This is a genomic window from Klebsiella sp. RCJ4, assembly GCF_009025755.1.
Taxonomy (GTDB): Bacteria; Pseudomonadota; Gammaproteobacteria; order Enterobacterales; family Enterobacteriaceae; genus Klebsiella; species Klebsiella michiganensis.
This window is the reverse complement of the sequence record NZ_WCIN01000042.1, coordinates 342,931-360,551: the sequence shown is the minus strand read 5'-3', so window position 1 is coordinate 360,551 and position 17,621 is coordinate 342,931. Positions and strand designations below refer to the sequence as shown.

Annotated in this window: 16 protein-coding genes; 6 read left to right on the top strand and 10 right to left on the bottom strand. The window is 58.2% G+C overall.

Annotated features, from left to right (window positions below; translation table 11 throughout):
* The first annotated feature begins 138 nt into the window (after positions 1-138).
* The 3 genes from F8562_RS22500 to F8562_RS22490 all read left to right on the top strand — a co-directional run bounded on the left by F8562_RS22500 (position 139) and on the right by F8562_RS22490 (position 3,459).
* Positions 139-1,128, top strand: coding sequence for a sulfate ABC transporter substrate-binding protein (locus F8562_RS22500; RefSeq protein WP_004126718.1), 990 nt, complete (start codon positions 139-141; stop codon positions 1,126-1,128).
* A 197-nt stretch (positions 1,129-1,325) separates the two neighbouring features.
* Positions 1,326-2,081, top strand: a complete 756-nt coding sequence (locus F8562_RS22495) for a CDP-diacylglycerol diphosphatase (RefSeq protein ID WP_014839801.1) — start codon at positions 1,326-1,328, stop codon at positions 2,079-2,081.
* A gap of 73 nt (positions 2,082-2,154) precedes the next feature.
* Positions 2,155-3,459, top strand: a complete 1,305-nt coding sequence (locus F8562_RS22490; RefSeq protein WP_014227261.1) for an SLC13 family permease — start codon at positions 2,155-2,157, stop codon at positions 3,457-3,459.
* Between the two features lie 94 nt (positions 3,460-3,553).
* Here the strand turns inward: F8562_RS22490 and tpiA are convergent, their stop codons facing one another.
* Both tpiA and F8562_RS22480 read right to left on the bottom strand, forming a co-directional pair.
* Positions 3,554-4,321 carry a triose-phosphate isomerase gene (tpiA, locus tag F8562_RS22485; protein WP_004855521.1) on the bottom strand — a complete coding sequence of 256 codons (768 nt, stop codon included), beginning with the start codon at positions 4,319-4,321 and terminating at the stop codon, positions 3,554-3,556.
* Positions 4,322-4,429: 108 nt separating this feature from the next.
* Positions 4,430-5,029: a DUF1454 family protein gene (locus tag F8562_RS22480; RefSeq protein ID WP_004855520.1), complete on the bottom strand. Its 600-nt coding sequence runs from the start codon at positions 5,027-5,029 to the stop codon at positions 4,430-4,432.
* A gap of 112 nt (positions 5,030-5,141) precedes the next feature.
* Between F8562_RS22480 and F8562_RS22475 the strand changes: the two genes are divergently transcribed.
* Positions 5,142-5,570: a DUF805 domain-containing protein gene (locus F8562_RS22475; protein ID WP_004126694.1), complete on the top strand. Its 429-nt coding sequence runs from the start codon at positions 5,142-5,144 to the stop codon at positions 5,568-5,570.
* On the opposite strand, the gene fpr is transcribed toward F8562_RS22475, so the two are convergent.
* The 7 genes from fpr to gmk form a co-directional block, all read right to left on the bottom strand.
* On the bottom strand, positions 5,571-6,317 hold the full coding sequence (gene fpr, locus F8562_RS22470) for a ferredoxin--NADP(+) reductase (RefSeq protein ID WP_014227260.1): 747 nt from the start codon (positions 6,315-6,317) through the stop codon (positions 5,571-5,573).
* Between the two features lie 96 nt (positions 6,318-6,413).
* Positions 6,414-7,424, bottom strand: a complete 1,011-nt coding sequence (glpX, locus tag F8562_RS22465) for a class II fructose-bisphosphatase (protein ID WP_014839800.1) — start codon at positions 7,422-7,424, stop codon at positions 6,414-6,416.
* 53 nt (positions 7,425-7,477) lie between these two features.
* A complete protein-coding gene (gene recG / locus F8562_RS22460; protein ID WP_014839799.1) occupies positions 7,478-9,559 on the bottom strand; it encodes an ATP-dependent DNA helicase RecG in 2,082 nt (693 codons plus the stop codon).
* 2 nt (positions 9,560-9,561) lie between these two features.
* Positions 9,562-10,251, bottom strand: a complete 690-nt coding sequence (gene trmH, locus F8562_RS22455; RefSeq protein ID WP_004855515.1) for a tRNA (guanosine(18)-2'-O)-methyltransferase TrmH — start codon at positions 10,249-10,251, stop codon at positions 9,562-9,564.
* Positions 10,252-10,415: 164 nt separating this feature from the next.
* Positions 10,416-12,536, bottom strand: a complete 2,121-nt coding sequence (gene spoT, locus F8562_RS22450) for a bifunctional GTP diphosphokinase/guanosine-3',5'-bis pyrophosphate 3'-pyrophosphohydrolase (RefSeq protein WP_004855514.1) — start codon at positions 12,534-12,536, stop codon at positions 10,416-10,418.
* 18 nt (positions 12,537-12,554) lie between these two features.
* Complete coding sequence (gene rpoZ, locus F8562_RS22445; protein ID WP_004106927.1) at positions 12,555-12,830, bottom strand: DNA-directed RNA polymerase subunit omega; 276 nt, start codon at positions 12,828-12,830, stop codon at positions 12,555-12,557.
* 54 nt (positions 12,831-12,884) lie between these two features.
* Complete coding sequence (gmk, locus tag F8562_RS22440; protein WP_004126677.1) at positions 12,885-13,508, bottom strand: guanylate kinase; 624 nt, start codon at positions 13,506-13,508, stop codon at positions 12,885-12,887.
* A gap of 257 nt (positions 13,509-13,765) precedes the next feature.
* On the opposite strand from gmk, the gene ligB reads away from it, so the two are divergent.
* Positions 13,766-15,442 carry an NAD-dependent DNA ligase LigB gene (gene ligB / locus F8562_RS22435; RefSeq protein ID WP_014839798.1) on the top strand — a complete coding sequence of 559 codons (1,677 nt, stop codon included), beginning with the start codon at positions 13,766-13,768 and terminating at the stop codon, positions 15,440-15,442.
* Positions 15,443-15,447: 5 nt separating this feature from the next.
* Here the strand turns inward: ligB and F8562_RS22430 are convergent, their stop codons facing one another.
* Positions 15,448-16,065, bottom strand: a complete 618-nt coding sequence (locus tag F8562_RS22430) for a trimeric intracellular cation channel family protein (protein WP_014839797.1) — start codon at positions 16,063-16,065, stop codon at positions 15,448-15,450.
* A 274-nt stretch (positions 16,066-16,339) separates the two neighbouring features.
* Here F8562_RS22430 and F8562_RS22425 point away from each other — a divergent pair, with 274 nt between their 5' ends.
* Complete coding sequence (locus tag F8562_RS22425) at positions 16,340-17,599, top strand: chloride channel protein (protein ID WP_014839795.1); 1,260 nt, start codon at positions 16,340-16,342, stop codon at positions 17,597-17,599.
* Positions 17,600-17,621: the final 22 nt, after the last annotated feature.

Here is a 17,621-nt window from a genome sequence, read left to right as displayed (position 1 = left end):
CTCCCGCTCGGGAGGGGGTAAACTCTCCCCCGCTCTATATACTCACAAGTTATAGCCAATCTTTTTTTATTCTTTAATCATCAGTCCGCTTTCTGGCACGCTTAATCCATCACAACACTACATAAAGAGAGCGGTGCGATGAATAAGTGGGGCGTGGGGTTAACTCTGTTGCTGGCATCCGCCAGCGTTCTGGCAAAAGACATTCAACTATTAAACGTTTCTTACGATCCAACGCGCGAGCTGTACGAACAGTACAACAAAGCCTTTAGCGCGCACTGGAAACAAGAAACCGGCGACAACGTGGTGATTCGTCAGTCCCACGGCGGCTCCGGCAAACAGGCGACCTCGGTGATCAACGGCATTGAAGCCGACGTGGTGACCCTTGCGCTGGCCTATGACGTCGATGCGATTGCCGAACGTGGCCGAATCGACAAAAACTGGCTGAAGCGTCTGCCGGATAACTCCGCGCCGTACACCTCCACCATCGTGTTCCTCGTACGCAAAGGCAACCCGAAGCAGATTCACGACTGGAACGACCTGATTAAACCGGGCGTGTCGGTGATTACCCCGAACCCGAAAAGCTCCGGCGGCGCGCGCTGGAACTATCTGGCGGCATGGGGCTATGCCCTGCACCAGAACAATGGCGACCAGGCGAAGGCGCAAGAGTTCGTAAAAGCGCTGTTTAAGAACGTCGAGGTGCTGGATTCCGGCGCCCGTGGTGCGACCAACACCTTCGTGGAACGTGGGATCGGCGATGTGCTGATTGCCTGGGAAAACGAAGCCCTGCTGGCGACCAACGAACTGGGTAAAGACAAATTTGAGATCGTGACCCCGAGCGAATCGATTCTCGCCGAGCCGACGGTTTCCGTGGTGGATAAAGTGGTCGACAAGAAGGGCACTCGCCAGGTGGCGGAAGCGTATCTGAAGTACCTCTACTCGCCGGAAGGCCAGGAGATTGCGGCGAAGAACTTCTATCGTCCGCGCGATCCTGAGATAGCGAAAAAATACGCGAATGAGTTCCCGAAACTGAAGCTGTTCACCATCGATGACGTGTTTGGCGGCTGGACGAAAGCGCAGAAAGAGCACTTTTCCAACGGCGGCACCTTCGACCAGATAAACCAGCGTTAAATAGCCTTTCCTTATCCCCGCTTGCGCTGCGCTTAGCGGGGATACAACTCTTGTCGCCCGGACAGGCGTAAGCCGCGACCCGGGGCTGAGAAGTCTGGTAGCGCCGCCTCCGGGAAAACACACCGAACCTCTTCCTGTTTTCATTTGGTCATCAAACTGCGTTACTCTTCCGTTTCTGGCTGAGACAGGAAAAAATAATGCGAAGAGTACGATACCTTTTATTAGCGCTGCTGGTGGTCGTTGTGGCGGCGATGGCCGGCGGCTACTACTGGCTTCATTCCGGCAACCCTGATGCGTTGCGCAAAATTGTTCTGCAACAGTGCGTCCCCAATCAACAGCAGCACCAGAATCCCGCGCCCTGTGCGGAAGTGAACCTCAAGGGCGGCTATGTGCTGTTTAAAGACCGCAATGGCCCGCTGCAGTATCTGCTGATGCCGACTTACCGTATTAACGGCACCGAAAGTCCGCTGCTGCTTAATCCCCTGACGCCGAACTTCTTCTGGCAGGCCTGGCAGGGGCGCGAAATCATGAGCCAGCATCGTGGTTCCGCCGTATCGGATGACGCGGTCTCCTTGACCATCAACTCGCGCAGCGGACGCACGCAAAATCATTTCCATATCCATATCTCCTGCCTGCGTCCCGATGTCCGTACCCAGCTGGACAAGGACGCGCCCGCTATCAGCAGCCGCTGGTTGCCGCTGCCCGGTGGACTACTGGGCCACGAATATCTGGCGCGTCGGGTCACCGAAATGGAGCTGGCGCAGCGCAGCCCGTTCCTGATGCTGGCCGAAGAGGTGCCGGAAGCGCGTGAACATATGGGCCGTTTTGCGCTGGCGATGGCAAAGCAGAGCGATGGCTCGCTGGTGCTGCTGGCGACCGAGCGTAACCTGCTAACGCTTAATCGCGCATCGGCGGAAGAGATTCAGGATCACAGCTGCGCAATCCTGCAATAACCCCACCATATCTGGCGTTTACCTGTCTTATCGTCCGTCGTATTCTTGCTGAAAAAATCGACAGGAGACAGGTATGTCGCTCTGGTTGTCCCACCCTCTGTTCCTTCCTTCTATCATCGTCGGCATCACTATTCTCCTCTGGGCGACTTCGCTACTGCCGGAGTTTATGACCGCGCTGCTGTTTTTTGCCGCAGCGATGATCGCCAAAATCGCGCCGCCGGAGGTCATTTTCGGCGGCTTTGCCTCATCGGCGTTCTGGCTGGTGTTCAGCGGATTTGTGCTGGGGATCGCCATACGCAAAACCGGGCTGGCGGACAGAGCGGCCCGGTCGCTCTCGTCGCGGCTGACCGACTCCTGGCCGCTAATGGTCGGCAGCGTGGTGCTGCTCAGCTATGCGCTGGCGTTTGTGATGCCGTCCAATATGGGGCGTATCGCGCTGCTGATGCCGATTGTGGCGGCAATGGCCAGGCGTGCCGGCATTGAAGAGGGGACGCGCCCGTGGTTTGGCCTGGCGCTGGCGGTGGGGTTCGGGACCTTCCAGCTGTCTGCCACCATCCTGCCCGCCAACGTCCCGAATCTGGTGATGAGCGGCGCGGCGGAGGGATCGTATGGTATCCATTTGAATTATCTTCCCTATTTACTGCTGCATACGCCGGTGCTCGGCTGGCTCAAAGGGGCTGTGCTGATCGCCCTGATATGCTGGCTGTTTCCCGGAAAACCGCACCCGCCGCGCGACATGACGCCGCTGCCGCCGATGAGCCGCGATGAGAAGCGCCTGGCGTGGCTGCTGGTGGTAGTGCTGACGCTCTGGGTGACGGAGAGCTGGCACGGCGTGGGGCCGGCCTGGACGGGGCTGGCGGCGGCGGTGATAACGCTGCTGCCGCGGGTCGGTTTTATCAGCGGCGAGGAATTTTCCAGCGGCGTGAATATCCGCACCTGTATTTACGTCGCCGGGATTTTGGGGCTGGCTATCACCGTGACGCAAACCGGTATCGGCGGCGTGGTGGGGAATGCCCTGCTGCAGATTATGCCGCTGGATAAAGAGAGCCCGTTCACCAGCTTTCTCGCATTGACCGGCATTACCAGCGCGCTGAACTTTATCATGACCGCTAACGGCGTACCGGCGCTGTATACCACCTTCGCGCAGAGCTTCTCCGATGCGACCGGCTTCCCGCTGCTGAGCGTGATTATGATTCAGGTGCTGGGATACTCCACGCCGCTGCTGCCGTATCAGGCATCACCGATTGTCGTGGCAATGGGGCTGGGGAAAGTGCCTGCAAGGGCGGGAATGCTGCTGTGTATTGCGCTGGCGGCGGTAAGCTATTTGATTCTGCTGCCGCTGGACTACCTGTGGTATCAGGCGTTGGGGAAACTGTAGGCTGCACCGCTCGGGGATTTTCCCGGAACCTGGCCGGGCAACCGGGCGATAACCCCGGTTGCAAAGCGCGACCGGGGAAAGGCCTTAAAGCGAATTACGCTTTTTTCGCGGCTTCTGCTGCTTTAACGATCACCGCGAAAGCGTCAGCTTTCAGGGATGCGCCGCCAACCAGCGCGCCGTCGATGTCCGGCTGGGTGAACAGCTCTGCTGCGTTGCCCGCGTTAACGGAACCGCCGTACTGGATGATCACTTGTTCAGCCACTTTCGCATCAGCTTTAGCGATGTGGTCGCGAATGAATTTGTGTACAGCCTGAGCCTGAGCCGGGGTAGCGGATTTGCCGGTACCGATCGCCCATACGGGTTCATAAGCGATAACTGCGCCTTCGAACGCCGCCGCGCCCTGGGTTTTCAGAACGGCGTCGATCTGACGCGCGCACACTTCTTCCGTTTTGCCCGCTTCGTTTTCCGCTTCGGTTTCACCGATGCACAGAACCGGGATCAGACCCTGCTCTTTCAGTACCGCGAATTTCCTGGCGATAAACTCGTCGGACTCTTTGTGGTAGGTACGGCGCTCGGAGTGGCCGATGATGATGTATTCAGCGCCGATGTCTTTCAGCATTTCGGCAGAGGTTTCGCCAGTGAACGCGCCGGACAGGTTCAGGTCAACGTTCTGCGCGCCCAGGTGAATGTGGCTGCCCGCAGCGGCTTGTTTAGCCAGGTCGATGTACATCTCAGGCGGAGCAATGGCAACTGCACAGCCGGTTACGCCAGCCAGTTCGGTACGCAGGTTCGCGACCAGTTCGTTTACCATGTGGCGGCTGCCGTTCAGTTTCCAGTTACCCATCACTAAAGGATGTCGCATTTTTATTCTCCACGCTTTAAAGCGAATTAAGGAATATAGCCGCCCCCGCGGGCAGCATGGTCTGTGAAACAGTATAGAGATTCATCACTGGAAAGGCTTTGCTTTTTGTCATTTATTGTTGTTTTCCAGCGTTTCAGATAGCGCCAGCTTAATCGGTTCAACAGCGAAGGTCAGCCCCTTTTCGCCGTTGTCCGCCACCACATAGCGCACAGCACCTTCCGTTTCGGAGAAGTAACGTTTGCCTTTTCCGGCGGTCAGCAGTTTCTGCAGCTTCTGCTGGCTTTGCGTCAGGCTGAGCGTGGGTACGAACGCGCGCATCACGGCGCTCATATACTCCTGGGCTCTCGCTTTCGCCGCTTTCTGCTGCGGCCCCTGAATCGGTAGCCAGGTGATCTGCATCGATTTAATTTTGAGCGTGCCGCGTTCAAGCGCGGTCGACGCGTAAAGGTTCTCATTGATCTTCGTGGCGGCGCGGGTCAGGTTTGCCTGGTCTTTGCTGGCGGCGACGGCGCGAAATTCATTGAGCGATAGCTTCGGGTTATCGTTGTTGAATTTTTCCCGAAACTCGCTGATGGAAATATCAAAGGCCGGCGCGCCGGAGAGAAGATAGGGCGCCGTAGCGCTGGCGTCTGACTCGGCGGACAACGCTTTTTGGCCGACGGATAATGCCGCCAGCCCAATTAAACATAAGGTTGCCCACTTCTTCATGCCCATCTTCCCTTTTTTTATCTGCTGACGATTAAAACGAGAACCGTCACGCTTGTCAAAAAGTCACGCCTTCAGGGTAAACTACGTCGGTGATGATGATAAGGAATAAAACATGACCCTACAGCAGTGGCTATTCTCAATTAAAGGGCGGATTGGACGTCGCGACTTCTGGATCTGGATCGCTATCTGGATAATGACCATGAGCGCGCTGTTCACGCTGGCCGGTAGTAACCTTCTCAATTTACAGACGGCGGCTTTTATTCTGGTGTGCCTGCTGTGGCCGACGGCGGCGGTGACCATTAAACGCCTGCACGATCGGGGTAAATCCGGGCTCTGGGCGCTGCTGATGATTCTGGCGTGGATGCTGCTGGCGGGCAACTGGTCGATGCTGCCTGGGGTCTGGCAGTGGGGCGTCGGGCGGTTTATACCGACGCTGATTATCGTCATGATGCTGATCGACCTGGGCGCGTTTGTCGGTACCCAGGGCGCGAATAAGTTTGGTAAAGAGACGCTGGACGTGCGCTGGAAAGCGGAATCCTGATTACCAGTAGTGTTCGGCGGTCATATGACCCGGCCGGCGACGCAGGTGCTTGCTCATCTGCCGGGTCTCTTTCAGCAGCTGCTGGGTGTCGCGCACCATCTGCGGGTTACCGCACAGCATGACGTGACTGCTCTCAGCGTTCATCGGCAGGCCGACGGCCTCTTCCAGCGCGCCGGTTTCAATCAGGAACGGGATACGTCCCGTGAGCATGCCCGGCGCGGTTTCCCGGCTCACGACAGACTGGATGCGCAGTTTGCCCGCATAGCGCGCTTCCAGCGCCTGCATCTGCGGCAGATAGCTGAGGTCGGCGGCATAGCGCGCGGCGTGCACCAGTACCAGGTTTTTAAAGCGATCCAGGTCCTTCCCTTCTTCCAGAATCGACAGGTACGGGCCAATTGCCGTGCCGGTGGCGAGCATCCATAGCGTGTCGCAATCCGGCACCTCTTCCAGCACGAAGAAACCGGCGGCTTCGCTGACCACCTGGACTTCATCGCCCGGCTTCAGTGCCGCCAGCCGCGGGCTGAGCTTGCCCTCCGGAACCGTCACCAGATAGAACTCAAGATCGGGGTTGCTGGGGGCGTTGACGTAGGAATAGGCGCGCTGCACGCGTTCTCCGTCTACGTCCAGCCCCAGTTTGGCAAACTGCCCAGCGGTGAAGGGCGCAACCGGCGCGTGAACGGTGAGGCTAAACAGTGCATCAGTCCAGTTCTGTACTTTTACCACTTTGCCCGTAACCCAGTTTGCCATAGCGACTCTCCTCTCAATCCTGTTAACGTATCTTCACCGCGACGAGAGCAGATTTCCAGCCCGAAAAGGCTGGAAAGCTCTATTGATCAAATGTTTTTACAGGATGTGCAGCTGAATATCCGGGTCTTTGCGATCGAGATAATGAATCGATTGAATACGGCGGATAGTGCGGGATTTACCGCGGATCAGCAGGGTTTCGGTGGTGGCCATATTGCCTTTACGGGTGATACCGTCCAGCAGATCGCCCTTGGTGATGCCGGTTGCCGAGAAAACCACGTTGTCGCTGCGCGCCATATCGTCCAGGCGCAGCACTTTGCCTGCTTCAATGCCCATCGCCTGACAGCGTGCCAGCTCGTTTTCGCCGATGCGGCGGTTCTCTTCGCTGTCGCCCTTCACGTGGTGACGCGCCAGCAGACGGCCGTTCATATCGCCGTCCAGCGCGCGGATCACCGCAGCGGAAACGACGCCTTCCGGCGCGCCGCCGATACCGTACATGACGTCAACTTCGCTGTCCGGCATACAGGTCAGAATAGAGGCGGCAACGTCGCCGTCGGGGATGGCGAACACGCGCACGCCCAGCTTTTGCAGCTCAACAATGACGTCGTCATGGCGTGGCTTGGCTAAGATGGTGACCGTTAATTCACTCAGCGGCTTATTCAGCGCGCGGGCGATATTATGCAGGTTCTCCGCCAGCGGCAGGTTCAGATCGATGGCGCCCTTCGCTCCCGGGCCGACAATCAGCTTTTCCATGTACATATCCGGCGCATTCAGGAAACAGCCCTTATCGCCTACCGCCATCACCGCCAGCGCGTTCGCCTGGCCCATCGCCGTCATGCGGGTGCCTTCGATGGGATCGACGGCGATATCTACCGCATCGCCGTGGCCGGTACCGACGCGCTCGCCAATGTACAGCATCGGCGCTTCGTCGATTTCGCCTTCGCCAATCACGATAGTGCCGTCGATGTTGATCAGGTTGAGCATAATGCGCATGGCGTTGACGGCGGCGCCGTCGGCGGTATTTTTATCACCGCGGCCTAACCATTTGTAGCCTGCCAGCGCGGCGGCTTCGGTTACGCGCGAAAATTCGATGGCCAGTTCTCGTTTCATAATCCACTCATCTGAATAAAAATTATGCGCAGCGTGGCGAGATGACGTTCGCGCTACGCGTTGGAATAGCGTTCGGTTTCCGGCATCCAGCGCTCTATCAGCGCCTGTGCCTGCTGGGGATAGCGTTCGTGAATATGGCGGGCGATGCGCTGAACTTCCGGGATCATGGCCTGATCGCGCAATAAGTCCGCGACTTTAAATTCAGCGTTGCCGGTCTGACGGGTGCCGAGCAGCTCGCCGGGACCGCGAATTTCCAGGTCTTTTTGGGCGATGACGAAACCGTCATTGCTATCGCGCAGAACCTGCAGGCGCTTCTGGGCGGTTTTTGACAGCGGCGATTTATAGAGCAGCACGCAGTGGGAGGCTACCGCACCGCGCCCGACGCGCCCTCGGAGCTGGTGCAGCTGCGCCAGCCCCAGACGCTCCGGGTTTTCGATGATCATCAGGCTGGAGTTGGGCACGTCCACGCCGACTTCAATCACCGTGGTGGCGACCAGCAGATGCAGCTCGCCCTGCTTGAACGCGCTCATTACCGCCTGCTTCTCGGCGGATTTCATACGCCCGTGCACCAGGCCGATATTCAGCTCCGGCAGGGCGAGCTTCAGCTCTTCCCAGGTGGCTTCCGCCGCCTGAGCTTCCAGCAGATCCGACTCTTCAATCAGCGTACAAACCCAGTAGGCCTGGCGGCCTTCGTGAGTGCAGGCGTTACGTACGCGGTCAATAATATCGCTGCGTCGCGTATCCGGAATGGCCACCGTCGTAACCGGCGTTCGGCCCGGCGGCAGTTCATCGATGACCGAGGTGTCGAGGTCGGCATACGCGGTCATCGCCAGGGTGCGCGGAATCGGCGTGGCGGTCATAATCAGCTGGTGCGGATGAAATCCCTGCTGTTGCCCTTTCTCCCACAGCGCCAGCCGCTGATGGACGCCAAAACGGTGCTGCTCGTCGATAATCACCAACGCGAGGCCGTTAAACTGGACCTGCTCCTGAAAGATGGCGTGGGTACCGACAATCATCTGCACCTGTCCGCTGGCGATAGCCTCCTGCTGCGCCAGGCGCGCTTTGCCTTTTTGTTTGCCCGCCAGCCAGCCCACCTCAACGCCCAGCGGTTCGAACCAGCTGCGGAAGTTATTGGCGTGCTGTTCAGCCAGCAGCTCGGTCGGCGCCATCAGCGCTACCTGTTTGCCGTGAGCGATGGCGCGCAGGGCGGCAAGCGCGGCGACCAGGGTTTTACCGGAGCCCACGTCCCCCTGCACCAGACGCATCATCGGCACGTCCAGCGCCATATCGCGCTCGATTTCAGCCGTGACGCGCGCCTGCGCGCCGGTCGGCGTAAAGGGGAGGGAGGCCAGCAGCTTATCTTTTAGCGTGTCGTTAGCGCTGAGCGCGAGGGCGTGGTAGCGCTGGGCGCCTGCCCGCAGCGCCAGCATGCTGAGGTTATGCGCCAGCAGCTCTTCCAGGATTAAGCGCCGCTGAGCCGGATGTTTGCCGCTTTCCAGCTCGCTAAGCTGTAAAGAGGGCGGCGGGCGATGCAGCGTGCGCAAGGCGTCCGGCAGGCTCATCATCCCCTGCGCCAGCTCAGGCGGCAGCAGTTCGGCGATCGCGCAGGTTTCAAGCAGCTCCAGCGCCTGGTCGGTGAGCTTACGCAGCGTAGCCTGCTTGATGCCTTCGGTGGTGGGATATACCGGGGTCAGCGTTTCCTGTAAATCAGGGGTACTCATGTCGCCCTGAACCCGATATTCCGGATGGATCATCTCCGCCCCGTGCTTACCGCGCTTCGCCTCTCCGTAGGCCAGCACGCGACGCCCGGTTGCCAGGCTATTTTTCATCGCTGCGCTGAAGTTAAAAAAGCGCATGGTGAGGATGCCGGAGCCGTCGCTTATCTGGCAGGTCATCATCCGGCGGCCGCCGAAAGTGATGTTGCAGTTGAGGACTTCGCCTTCAACGGTGGCGTAAACGCCGGGCAGCAGTTCGCCGATGTGATACAGATGGGTGCGGTCTTCGTAGCGCAGCGGCAGGTGCAGAAGCAGATCCTGTACCGTATGCAGGCCGATTTTTGCCAGCTTACTGCTCTGGGCCGCGCCAACGCCCGTCAGGGAATTGAGCGGCACCGCATCCAGCAGACGGCCCTGCATGATTACTTCGCCGCCTGCATGGTGGCCCACCACGCGGCATCGGCTTCGACTTCGCCCTGCTCGTTGACGTGGGGGTAGGGAAGTCCCTTGCGTTTAGCGACCTTCGCCAGCACCGGATAGCCGCCTTCAAACAGCAGGCGCTGCTGGTCTTCTTCCGGCAGCATACTGTTCTCGCGCCGGTACATGCCGGCATTCTGCCGCTGGCGCTGGGCTTCGTAGAGGATAAGCGCTGAGGCGACGGAAACGTTCAGCGACTGCACCATGCCAATCATCGGAATGATGATGTCCTGGTCCGCCAGGTCTAACGCTTCCTGCGTAATGCCGGTTTTCTCCTGCCCCATCAGGATACAGGTGGGACGGGTATAGTCGATTTCACGGAAATCGACGGCGTTATCAGAGAGATGGGTCGCCAGGATCTGCATGCCCTGGCCTTTTAAATGCGTGACAGCCTCGCCAATAGTACGGTGGGTTTTGACCTGCACCCAGCTATTGCTGCCGGCGGCCGCGGAGGCCATGGTACGCATACGGCTACCTGGCCAGATGGCGTGCACTTCATGCACACCAACGGCGTCTGCGGTACGAATGACCGCAGAGACGTTATGAGGCTTATGGACCTGCTCCATGCAGACTGTCAGGTCAGGCTGGCGCCTGGCGAGCATCTCGCAGATACGCGCATAACGCTGTAAATTCATGATACTTCCATCCTTCGAATGACTCTTTAATCGCTGCGGATTACGCGGCCCATTCCTGGGCCTTGCCCTTTACGGGGCCGCTGTAAGCAGCGTTCAAATCTGCTCCCGGCAGATTTGTCATTCGCTTGCCGCCTTGACGCAATTCGAATGATTTTGTGGAAGAGCTAGTTTCGGTTACGGGTGACTTTTATTACATCCGGCATGACGCGAATTTTGCGCATGATATTCGCCAGATGCACGCGGTCGCGCGCGGTAAGGCGAATAAAGGCGCTGTAAACGCGGCCATCTTTCTCTTCCGTATTCAGGCTTTGAATATTGGAAGAAGCGGTGTTGATCGCCGCGGTAAGATTTGCCAGGGCACCCTGATGGTTGAACATATCCACCTTGATTTCGGTGATAAATTCCTGCGCTGTCTCTTTGTCCCACTCGACCGCCATAAATTTCTCCGGCTCTTTCTGATAGCCGCGAATGTTACGACAGGACTCATGGTGAATAACCAGGCCTTTGCCCGGGCTGACGTGCGCGATAATCGGGTCACCGGGGATCGGACGGCAGCATTTGGCGAAGGTGATCAGCACGCCATCCGCGCCTTTAATCGGCAGATGATTATGGCCGACAGGCGCTGGCTGTACAGGCACGGCGGTGGTTTCACCCTGCTGCAGGTTTTTTGCTACCACGACGCTCATGGCGTTGCCGAGGCCGATTTCGGCCAGCAGATCGTCAAGCGTGGTCAGCTTCATGCGTTCAAGTTCACGCTGAATGTTCTCTGGCGGGATCTCGGCCAGCTTGCGGCTACCGCCGAGGGCGTGATTGAGCAGGCGGCGCCCGAGGCTTACGGAGTCGTCGCGCTTAAGATTTTTCAGCAGCTGGCGAATTTTGGCGCGCGCTTTCGAGCTGACGACAAAGTTCAGCCATGCGGCGTTCGGACGTGCGCCCGGCGCGGTGATGATTTCCACCGTCTGGCCGCTGGAGAGCGACTGCGACAGCGGATACGGCTGGCGGTCGACGCGGGCGCCGACGCAGGCATGGCCGATGTCGGTATGCACCGCGTAGGCGAAATCCACCGGCGTCGCGCCGGCGGGCAGTTCGACAATGCGCCCTTCCGGGGTGAAAACGTAAATCTCATCCGGGAACAGATCGGATTTCACGCTCTCAATAAATTCAAATGAACTACCGGCGCTCTGCTGGAGCTCCAGCAGGCTCTGCATCCAGCGCTGGGCGCGGATTTGCGCCGTGGTGCTGCTCTCGCCGCCGTGCTCTTTATAAGCCCAGTGCGCCGCCACCCCCATTTCCGCCATCTGGTCCATGTCTTCGGTACGAATTTGTACCTCAACCGGGACGCCGTGCGGGCCGATCATCGAGGTGTGCAAAGATTGATAGCCGTTCGCCTTTGGAATGGCAATATAGTCTTTGACGCGACCCGGACGCGGCTTGTAAAGGCTGTGCATCTGGCCAAGCACGCGGTAGCAGGTGTCGGAATCATGGACAATCACGCGGAAAGCGTAGATATCCATAATCGAGTGAAAGCGCTGCTCTTTGAGCACCATCTTGCAGTAGATGGAGTACAAATGCTTTTCGCGACCGCTAACGCGACAGGGAATTCCCGCTTCCTGCAAACGCCCTTCGATTTCGGAGAGGATCTTTTGAATCATCTCCTTACGGTTGCCGCGCGCCGCTTTAACCACCTCTTTAATGACGCGGTAGCGGTTAGGATACAGCGCCTCAAAGCCCAATTCTTCGAGCTCGGTTTTGATGTGATGGATACCTAAACGGTGCGCCAGAGGGCTGTAGATTTCCAGCGTTTCGCGGGCGATGCGGCGGCGCTTGTCCGGGCGCAATGAGCCCAGCGTGCGCATGTTATGGGTGCGGTCAGCGAGCTTGATAAGGATGACGCGGATATCCTGCACCATCGCCATAATCATTTTGCGAAAGTTCTCAGCCTGGGCCTCTTTCTTGTCGCGAAACTTAAGCTTATCAAGTTTTGACACCCCCTCTACCAGTTCAGCAACGCTTTTACCGAAAAGCTGCTCCATGTCCTGGTAGGTGGCGGGGGTATCTTCTATCACGTCGTGCAGCAGAGCGGCCATCAGCGTTTCATGGTCGAGTTTCATCTCGGCCAGGATACAGGCTACCGCTACCGGGTGCGTGATATAGGGTTCACCGCTTGAACGTGTCTGGCCCTCGTGAGCGTCACGTGCAACGAGATAAGCCTGCCGAAGACGTTTAATTTGCTCTTCGGGCAGGTAGTTTTGAATCAGCTGATTCAGGCTTTCAAACAGATACAAGGGCGACCCGCAGTGTGATTAACGACGACCTTCAGCAATAGCGGTAACGGCTTGTAATTCAGCGGCTTCCTGCTCTTGCTGTTCCTGGCGCTCACGAACGTCGAGGATCTTGTTGTTGATCAGACCTTCTTCGATTTCGCGCAGTGCGATAACGGTAGTTTTATCGTTTTCTTCCGGTACCAGCGGATCCTTTCCGCCTACCTGCATCTGACGAGCGCGACGCGCGGCGACCAGTACCAGGTCAAAACGGTTACCAATTTTCTCTACAGCGTCCTGAACAGTTACGCGTGCCATACTTAAAATGCTCCACAGGTGAAGAAATGACTGGGCATGATACTGAATGTGGGTTCAGTCTGCCAACAGTTTGGTGATTAAAGCGCCATGTCGCTGCTTTTGGCGGCTCATGCGCAGACGTTCGGCGCGAATAATAATTTTCAGATCGCTCAGCGCGGTATCAAAATCATCATTCACAATCAGGTAATCATACTCCGCGTAATGGCTCATTTCTGCAACTGCCTGCGCCATACGTTTTGCGATAACCTCTTCGCTGTCCTGACCGCGGCCGCGCAGGCGACGATCAAGCTCATCTTTTGACGGCGGCAGGATAAAAATGCTGCGCGCGCCGGGCATTCTGTTGCGGATTTGCTGCGCGCCCTGCCAGTCGATATCGAGGAAGACGTCGACGCCGGTCGCCAGTACCTGCTCGATAGCTTCGCGCGAGGTGCCGTAATAGTTGCCAAAGACTTCTGCATGTTCAAGAAAAGCGTCTCTGCCAATCATCGTCCTGAATTCGTCGTGATTCACAAAGAAATAGTGTTCACCGTGCACTTCACCCGGGCGCGGAGCGCGCGTGGTATGCGAAACAGAAACCTGAGAGTCGTACAACGGTTGGGTTTTTAATAAAGCCTGAATCAGGCTGGATTTACCCGCGCCGCTAGGGGCGGAAACAATATAAAGCGTGCCTTGAGCCATGAGTGTCTTTTGTATGTGGTGGTCGAAATAGAGCTTACATACGAGCCTATTATACACGGCGGCGCAGCGTGACGCAGTCCCTGTCACACTTTTTACGTTCTTTCTTTCATTTTGCTTGCTGTTTTCCTGATTTCTCCGGGCGTTGCAGAAACAACGCAGAAAAGCCGGAAGCATGCTCGCAGCGTTAAAAATCCCCTCTCGCCGATGAAAATAAGCCTGCGGCACAATTGCCGACGAGAAAACAGGAGGGCATCGCGATGCAAAAAGGAGTCTGGGCGCTGGTGCTGTGGATGCTGGTGGGATACGGGCAGGCAGCCTGCCCCGCGTGGCCGCAGGCCAGGGCCGATCGGGAGATTGAACGTCTCAGCCAGCAGATAACGGAATGGAAAAACGCCTACTGGCAGCAGGGGAGCAGTACGGTAAGCGATGAGGTCTATGATCAGCTTGCGGAGCGGCTGGCTTACTGGCGGCGCTGCTTCACCGGCGAGGCTCCCGCTCACGATGCGTCTCCTCCCCTAAAAGGGGAGGCCAGACATCCGGTGGCGCACACCGGCGTGCGTAAACTGGCAAATCATGCCGACGTGGCGCGCTGGATGCGCGGTCAATCCGGCCTGTGGGTACAGCCTAAAGTCGATGGCGTCGCGGTCACGCTCGTGTATCGGCAGGGGCGTCTGACCCAGGCGATAAGCCGGGGTAATGGCCTGGCCGGGGAAGACTGGACGGCCAGGGTCTTGCAGATCCCCTCCGTGCCTAAAGTCTCTGACGGCGTACTGGCGAATAGCGTTCTACAGGGTGAGCTGTTCCTGCTCCGCGAGGGGCACGTGCAAAAACAGATGGGCGGCATGAACGCGCGGGCAAAAGTTGCCGGCATGATGATGCGCCAGCAGGCTGCGGCGGATCTTAATCAGCTGGGTCTCTTTATCTGGGCATGGCCCGATGGGCCGCAGGATATGAAACAGCGGCTGGCGCTGCTGCGGCAGGGCGGCTTTCTTTACAGCACGCTTTTTTCGCACCCTGTCGCGGATGCGCAACAGGTTCAACAGTGGCGCCAGCGCTGGTTCACTTCACCGCTGCCTTTTGCCAGCGATGGCGTCGTAGTGCGGCGGGAAAAAGCATCTCCCGGACGCTTCTGGGTTCCGGGTCAGGGCGATTGGGTCATCGCCTGGAAATACCCGCCCGCCTCACGCGTCATGGAGGTTCGCCGTATCAGCTTTAGCGTCGGGCGCAGCGGTAAAATAGCCGTGGTGGCGCATCTGGAGCCGCAGATGCTGGACGATAAGCGCGTGCAGCGGGTGAGCGTCGGTTCGGTATCCCGCTGGTACAATCTGGATATCGGTATTGGCGACCAGCTGCAAATCAGCCTTGCCGGGCAGGGAATACCGCGCATCGATTCGGTCGTCTGGCGCACGGCTCAGCGTAATAAACCCCAGCCACCGGCGGCGCGTTTCAATGCCTTAACCTGCTATTTTGCCACGCCCGAGTGTGCGGAACAGTTTCTTTCGCGGCTGGTCTGGCTCTCATCCCGATCGGTTCTCGATATTGACGGCGTGGGAGAAGCGCTATGGCGGGCCCTGCATGACGCGCGCAGCATGGAGCATCTCTTTTCATGGCTGGCGTTTACGCCGGAGCGGCTGCAAGCTATACCGGGGGTCTCGACGCAGCGCGGGCAGAGGCTGTGGCATCAGTTCAATCTTGCGCGCGAACGGCCTTTTCTACGCTGGATCCAGGCGATGGGAGTCCCTATACCGAAGACGGCGTTTGCCCGGCTGAAGGAGGATGACTGGCAACGGATGCAGGAGCGAAACGAAGAGCAGTGGCGGCGCCTGCCGGGGATCGGGGCGGAAAGAGCGCGGCAGCTGGTGACGTTCTTACATCACCCGGATGTTGCCGCACTGGCGAAGTGGCTAAGCGGGCAACGCGTTCCGGGATTCTGAAAGCATTAATGTGCGCTATGGTTGTAGTTAAATACCGGCAGGCCCAGCTTCCAGCGCAGCGCCAGCATGCGGGCGGTAAAGCCGAACAGCAGGGTGGAGATCACCACCACATCGTGGCTGCTGACGTAATGCTGAAGCGCGATGTATAAAATCGCGGCGGCGAATGACACCCCGGCGTAAAGCTCTTTCTGGAATACCAGCGGGATACGCTTGCAGAACATATCGCGCAGCACGCCGCCAAAAACGCCGGTGATGACGGCGGCAATGGAGGCGATGACCGGGCCCTGGCCCATATCCAGCGCGATCTGGGCGCCAATGATAGAGAACACGATCAGGCCGAGCGCATCAAGCACCAGAAACAGACGGCGCAGATGCGGCATCACCGGCGCGGCAATCGTGGTCAGGACCGCAGCAATGGCGACAATAATGACGTACTCGGGGTGCTGCACCCAGCCCAGAGGATAGTGGCCGAGCAGAATATCGCGCACTGAACCGCCTCCGAGGGCCGTCGCGGTGGCAATGATAATGACGCCAAACGTATCCATACGACGGCGCCCGGCAGCCAGCGCGCCGGTCATGGCTTCCGCCGTAATCCCAATCAGATAAAGAATATGAAGCAGCATAAATCCCCCACGGTGATGGCGGAAGGTTAACGATTTGTGCGCAAGATCACGATTGAGATTTTCTAAAGTGAATGAATTTAACCTGATTAAACTAATGCACGATCGGTTTAAATCGGCTGAATTTAAAGGTTCGTTTGTCATTTATTCATTTTTACTGATTATAAAAAGTAATGTGAAAGCCGTCGATGCGTATCGATATTGAAAACGCGATGAATACCTGTTGTTTAACTCTCGACCTTTATCCTTTTATTTTCCTCCTTCAGGGCCTGAGAAAATGACTGCAGCAGCTGGCAATAAAAACTATCTCACCCGCCTGATTGCCGTTGTGCTGACGGGGCTGCTTGCCGGCCTCTCAGGCATGGTTCTGGCGCTGATTTTACACGCGATTCAGCACCTGGCCTTTGGCTACAGCCCCGGGCAGATCGTGAGCGCGGAGTCATTTCTACAGGGCGTCACGGATTCATCCTGGCCTCGTCGCCTCTCGGCAATCGTCGCGGGGGGAGCCATCGCAGGATTCGGCTGGTGGCTCCTTGGACGCTATGGGCAGAAGCGAGTCTCAATAGCGTCAGCGGTGGCGAATCCTTCGGTGGCAATGCCTGCGGGTACCACAACGATTCATGCCCTGTTGCAGATCGTCACCGTGGCGCTGGGCTCTCCGCTTGGCCGCGAGGTGGCTCCGCGGGAAATGGGCGCGCTGGGGGCAGGGATGGTGGCGCGTAAGCTGGGACTGATGGCGGATGAAACCCGAACGCTGGTTGCCTGCGGCGCCGGTGCGGGCCTGGCGGCGGTGTATAACGTTCCGCTGGCCGGTGCGTTATTCAGCCTTGAGGTAATGCTGCTGTCGTTTAGCTGGGAAAAAACGCTGGCGGCGATTATCACCTCGGCGATTGCCGCGTGGACGGCAACGCTCGGGTTAGGCGAGGAATCGCAATACCATTTTACTTCCGACATCCTGCCGCATTCATTTCTCTGGTGGGCGATTATCGCCGGCCCCATTCTTGGCGCCGGGGCCTGGCTCTTTCGCAAAGCGACCAGCACGGCCCGCTCGGGCGTTCGAAGCAACTGGCAGATGCCGGTTTTCTGTCTGCTGGCGTTTTCCCTGCTTGCCGTCCTCAGCCTCTATTTCCCCCAGCTTCCGGGAAACGGTAAAGGGCCTATGCAGTTGGCTCTCAGCGATGACCTGGGTTTCCCCGGGGCGGCGATGCTGCTGGCGCTGAAAATGGTGGTGATTCTGGCGGTGCTGCGCGGCGGCGCGGAGGGCGGCCTGCTGACGCCGGGGCTGGCGGTTGGCGGCCTGACCAGCCTGCTGCTGTGTATGCTCTGGCAACAGCTGCTTCCCGGCGGAGATTACGGCAGTTTTGCTCTCGTCGGCGCGGCGGCGTTTCTCGCTGCATCCATGCAGATGCCGCTCACGGCGGTCGCGCTGGTGATGGAGTTCACCCACATGGATCACAGCTATCTGGCCCCCACGCTGCTGTGCGCCGCAGGGGCATTTTTAACCTGCCGGATATTGGATAAGAACTACGCCTTCTGAAACGCAGCGAAAATAAAAGGCC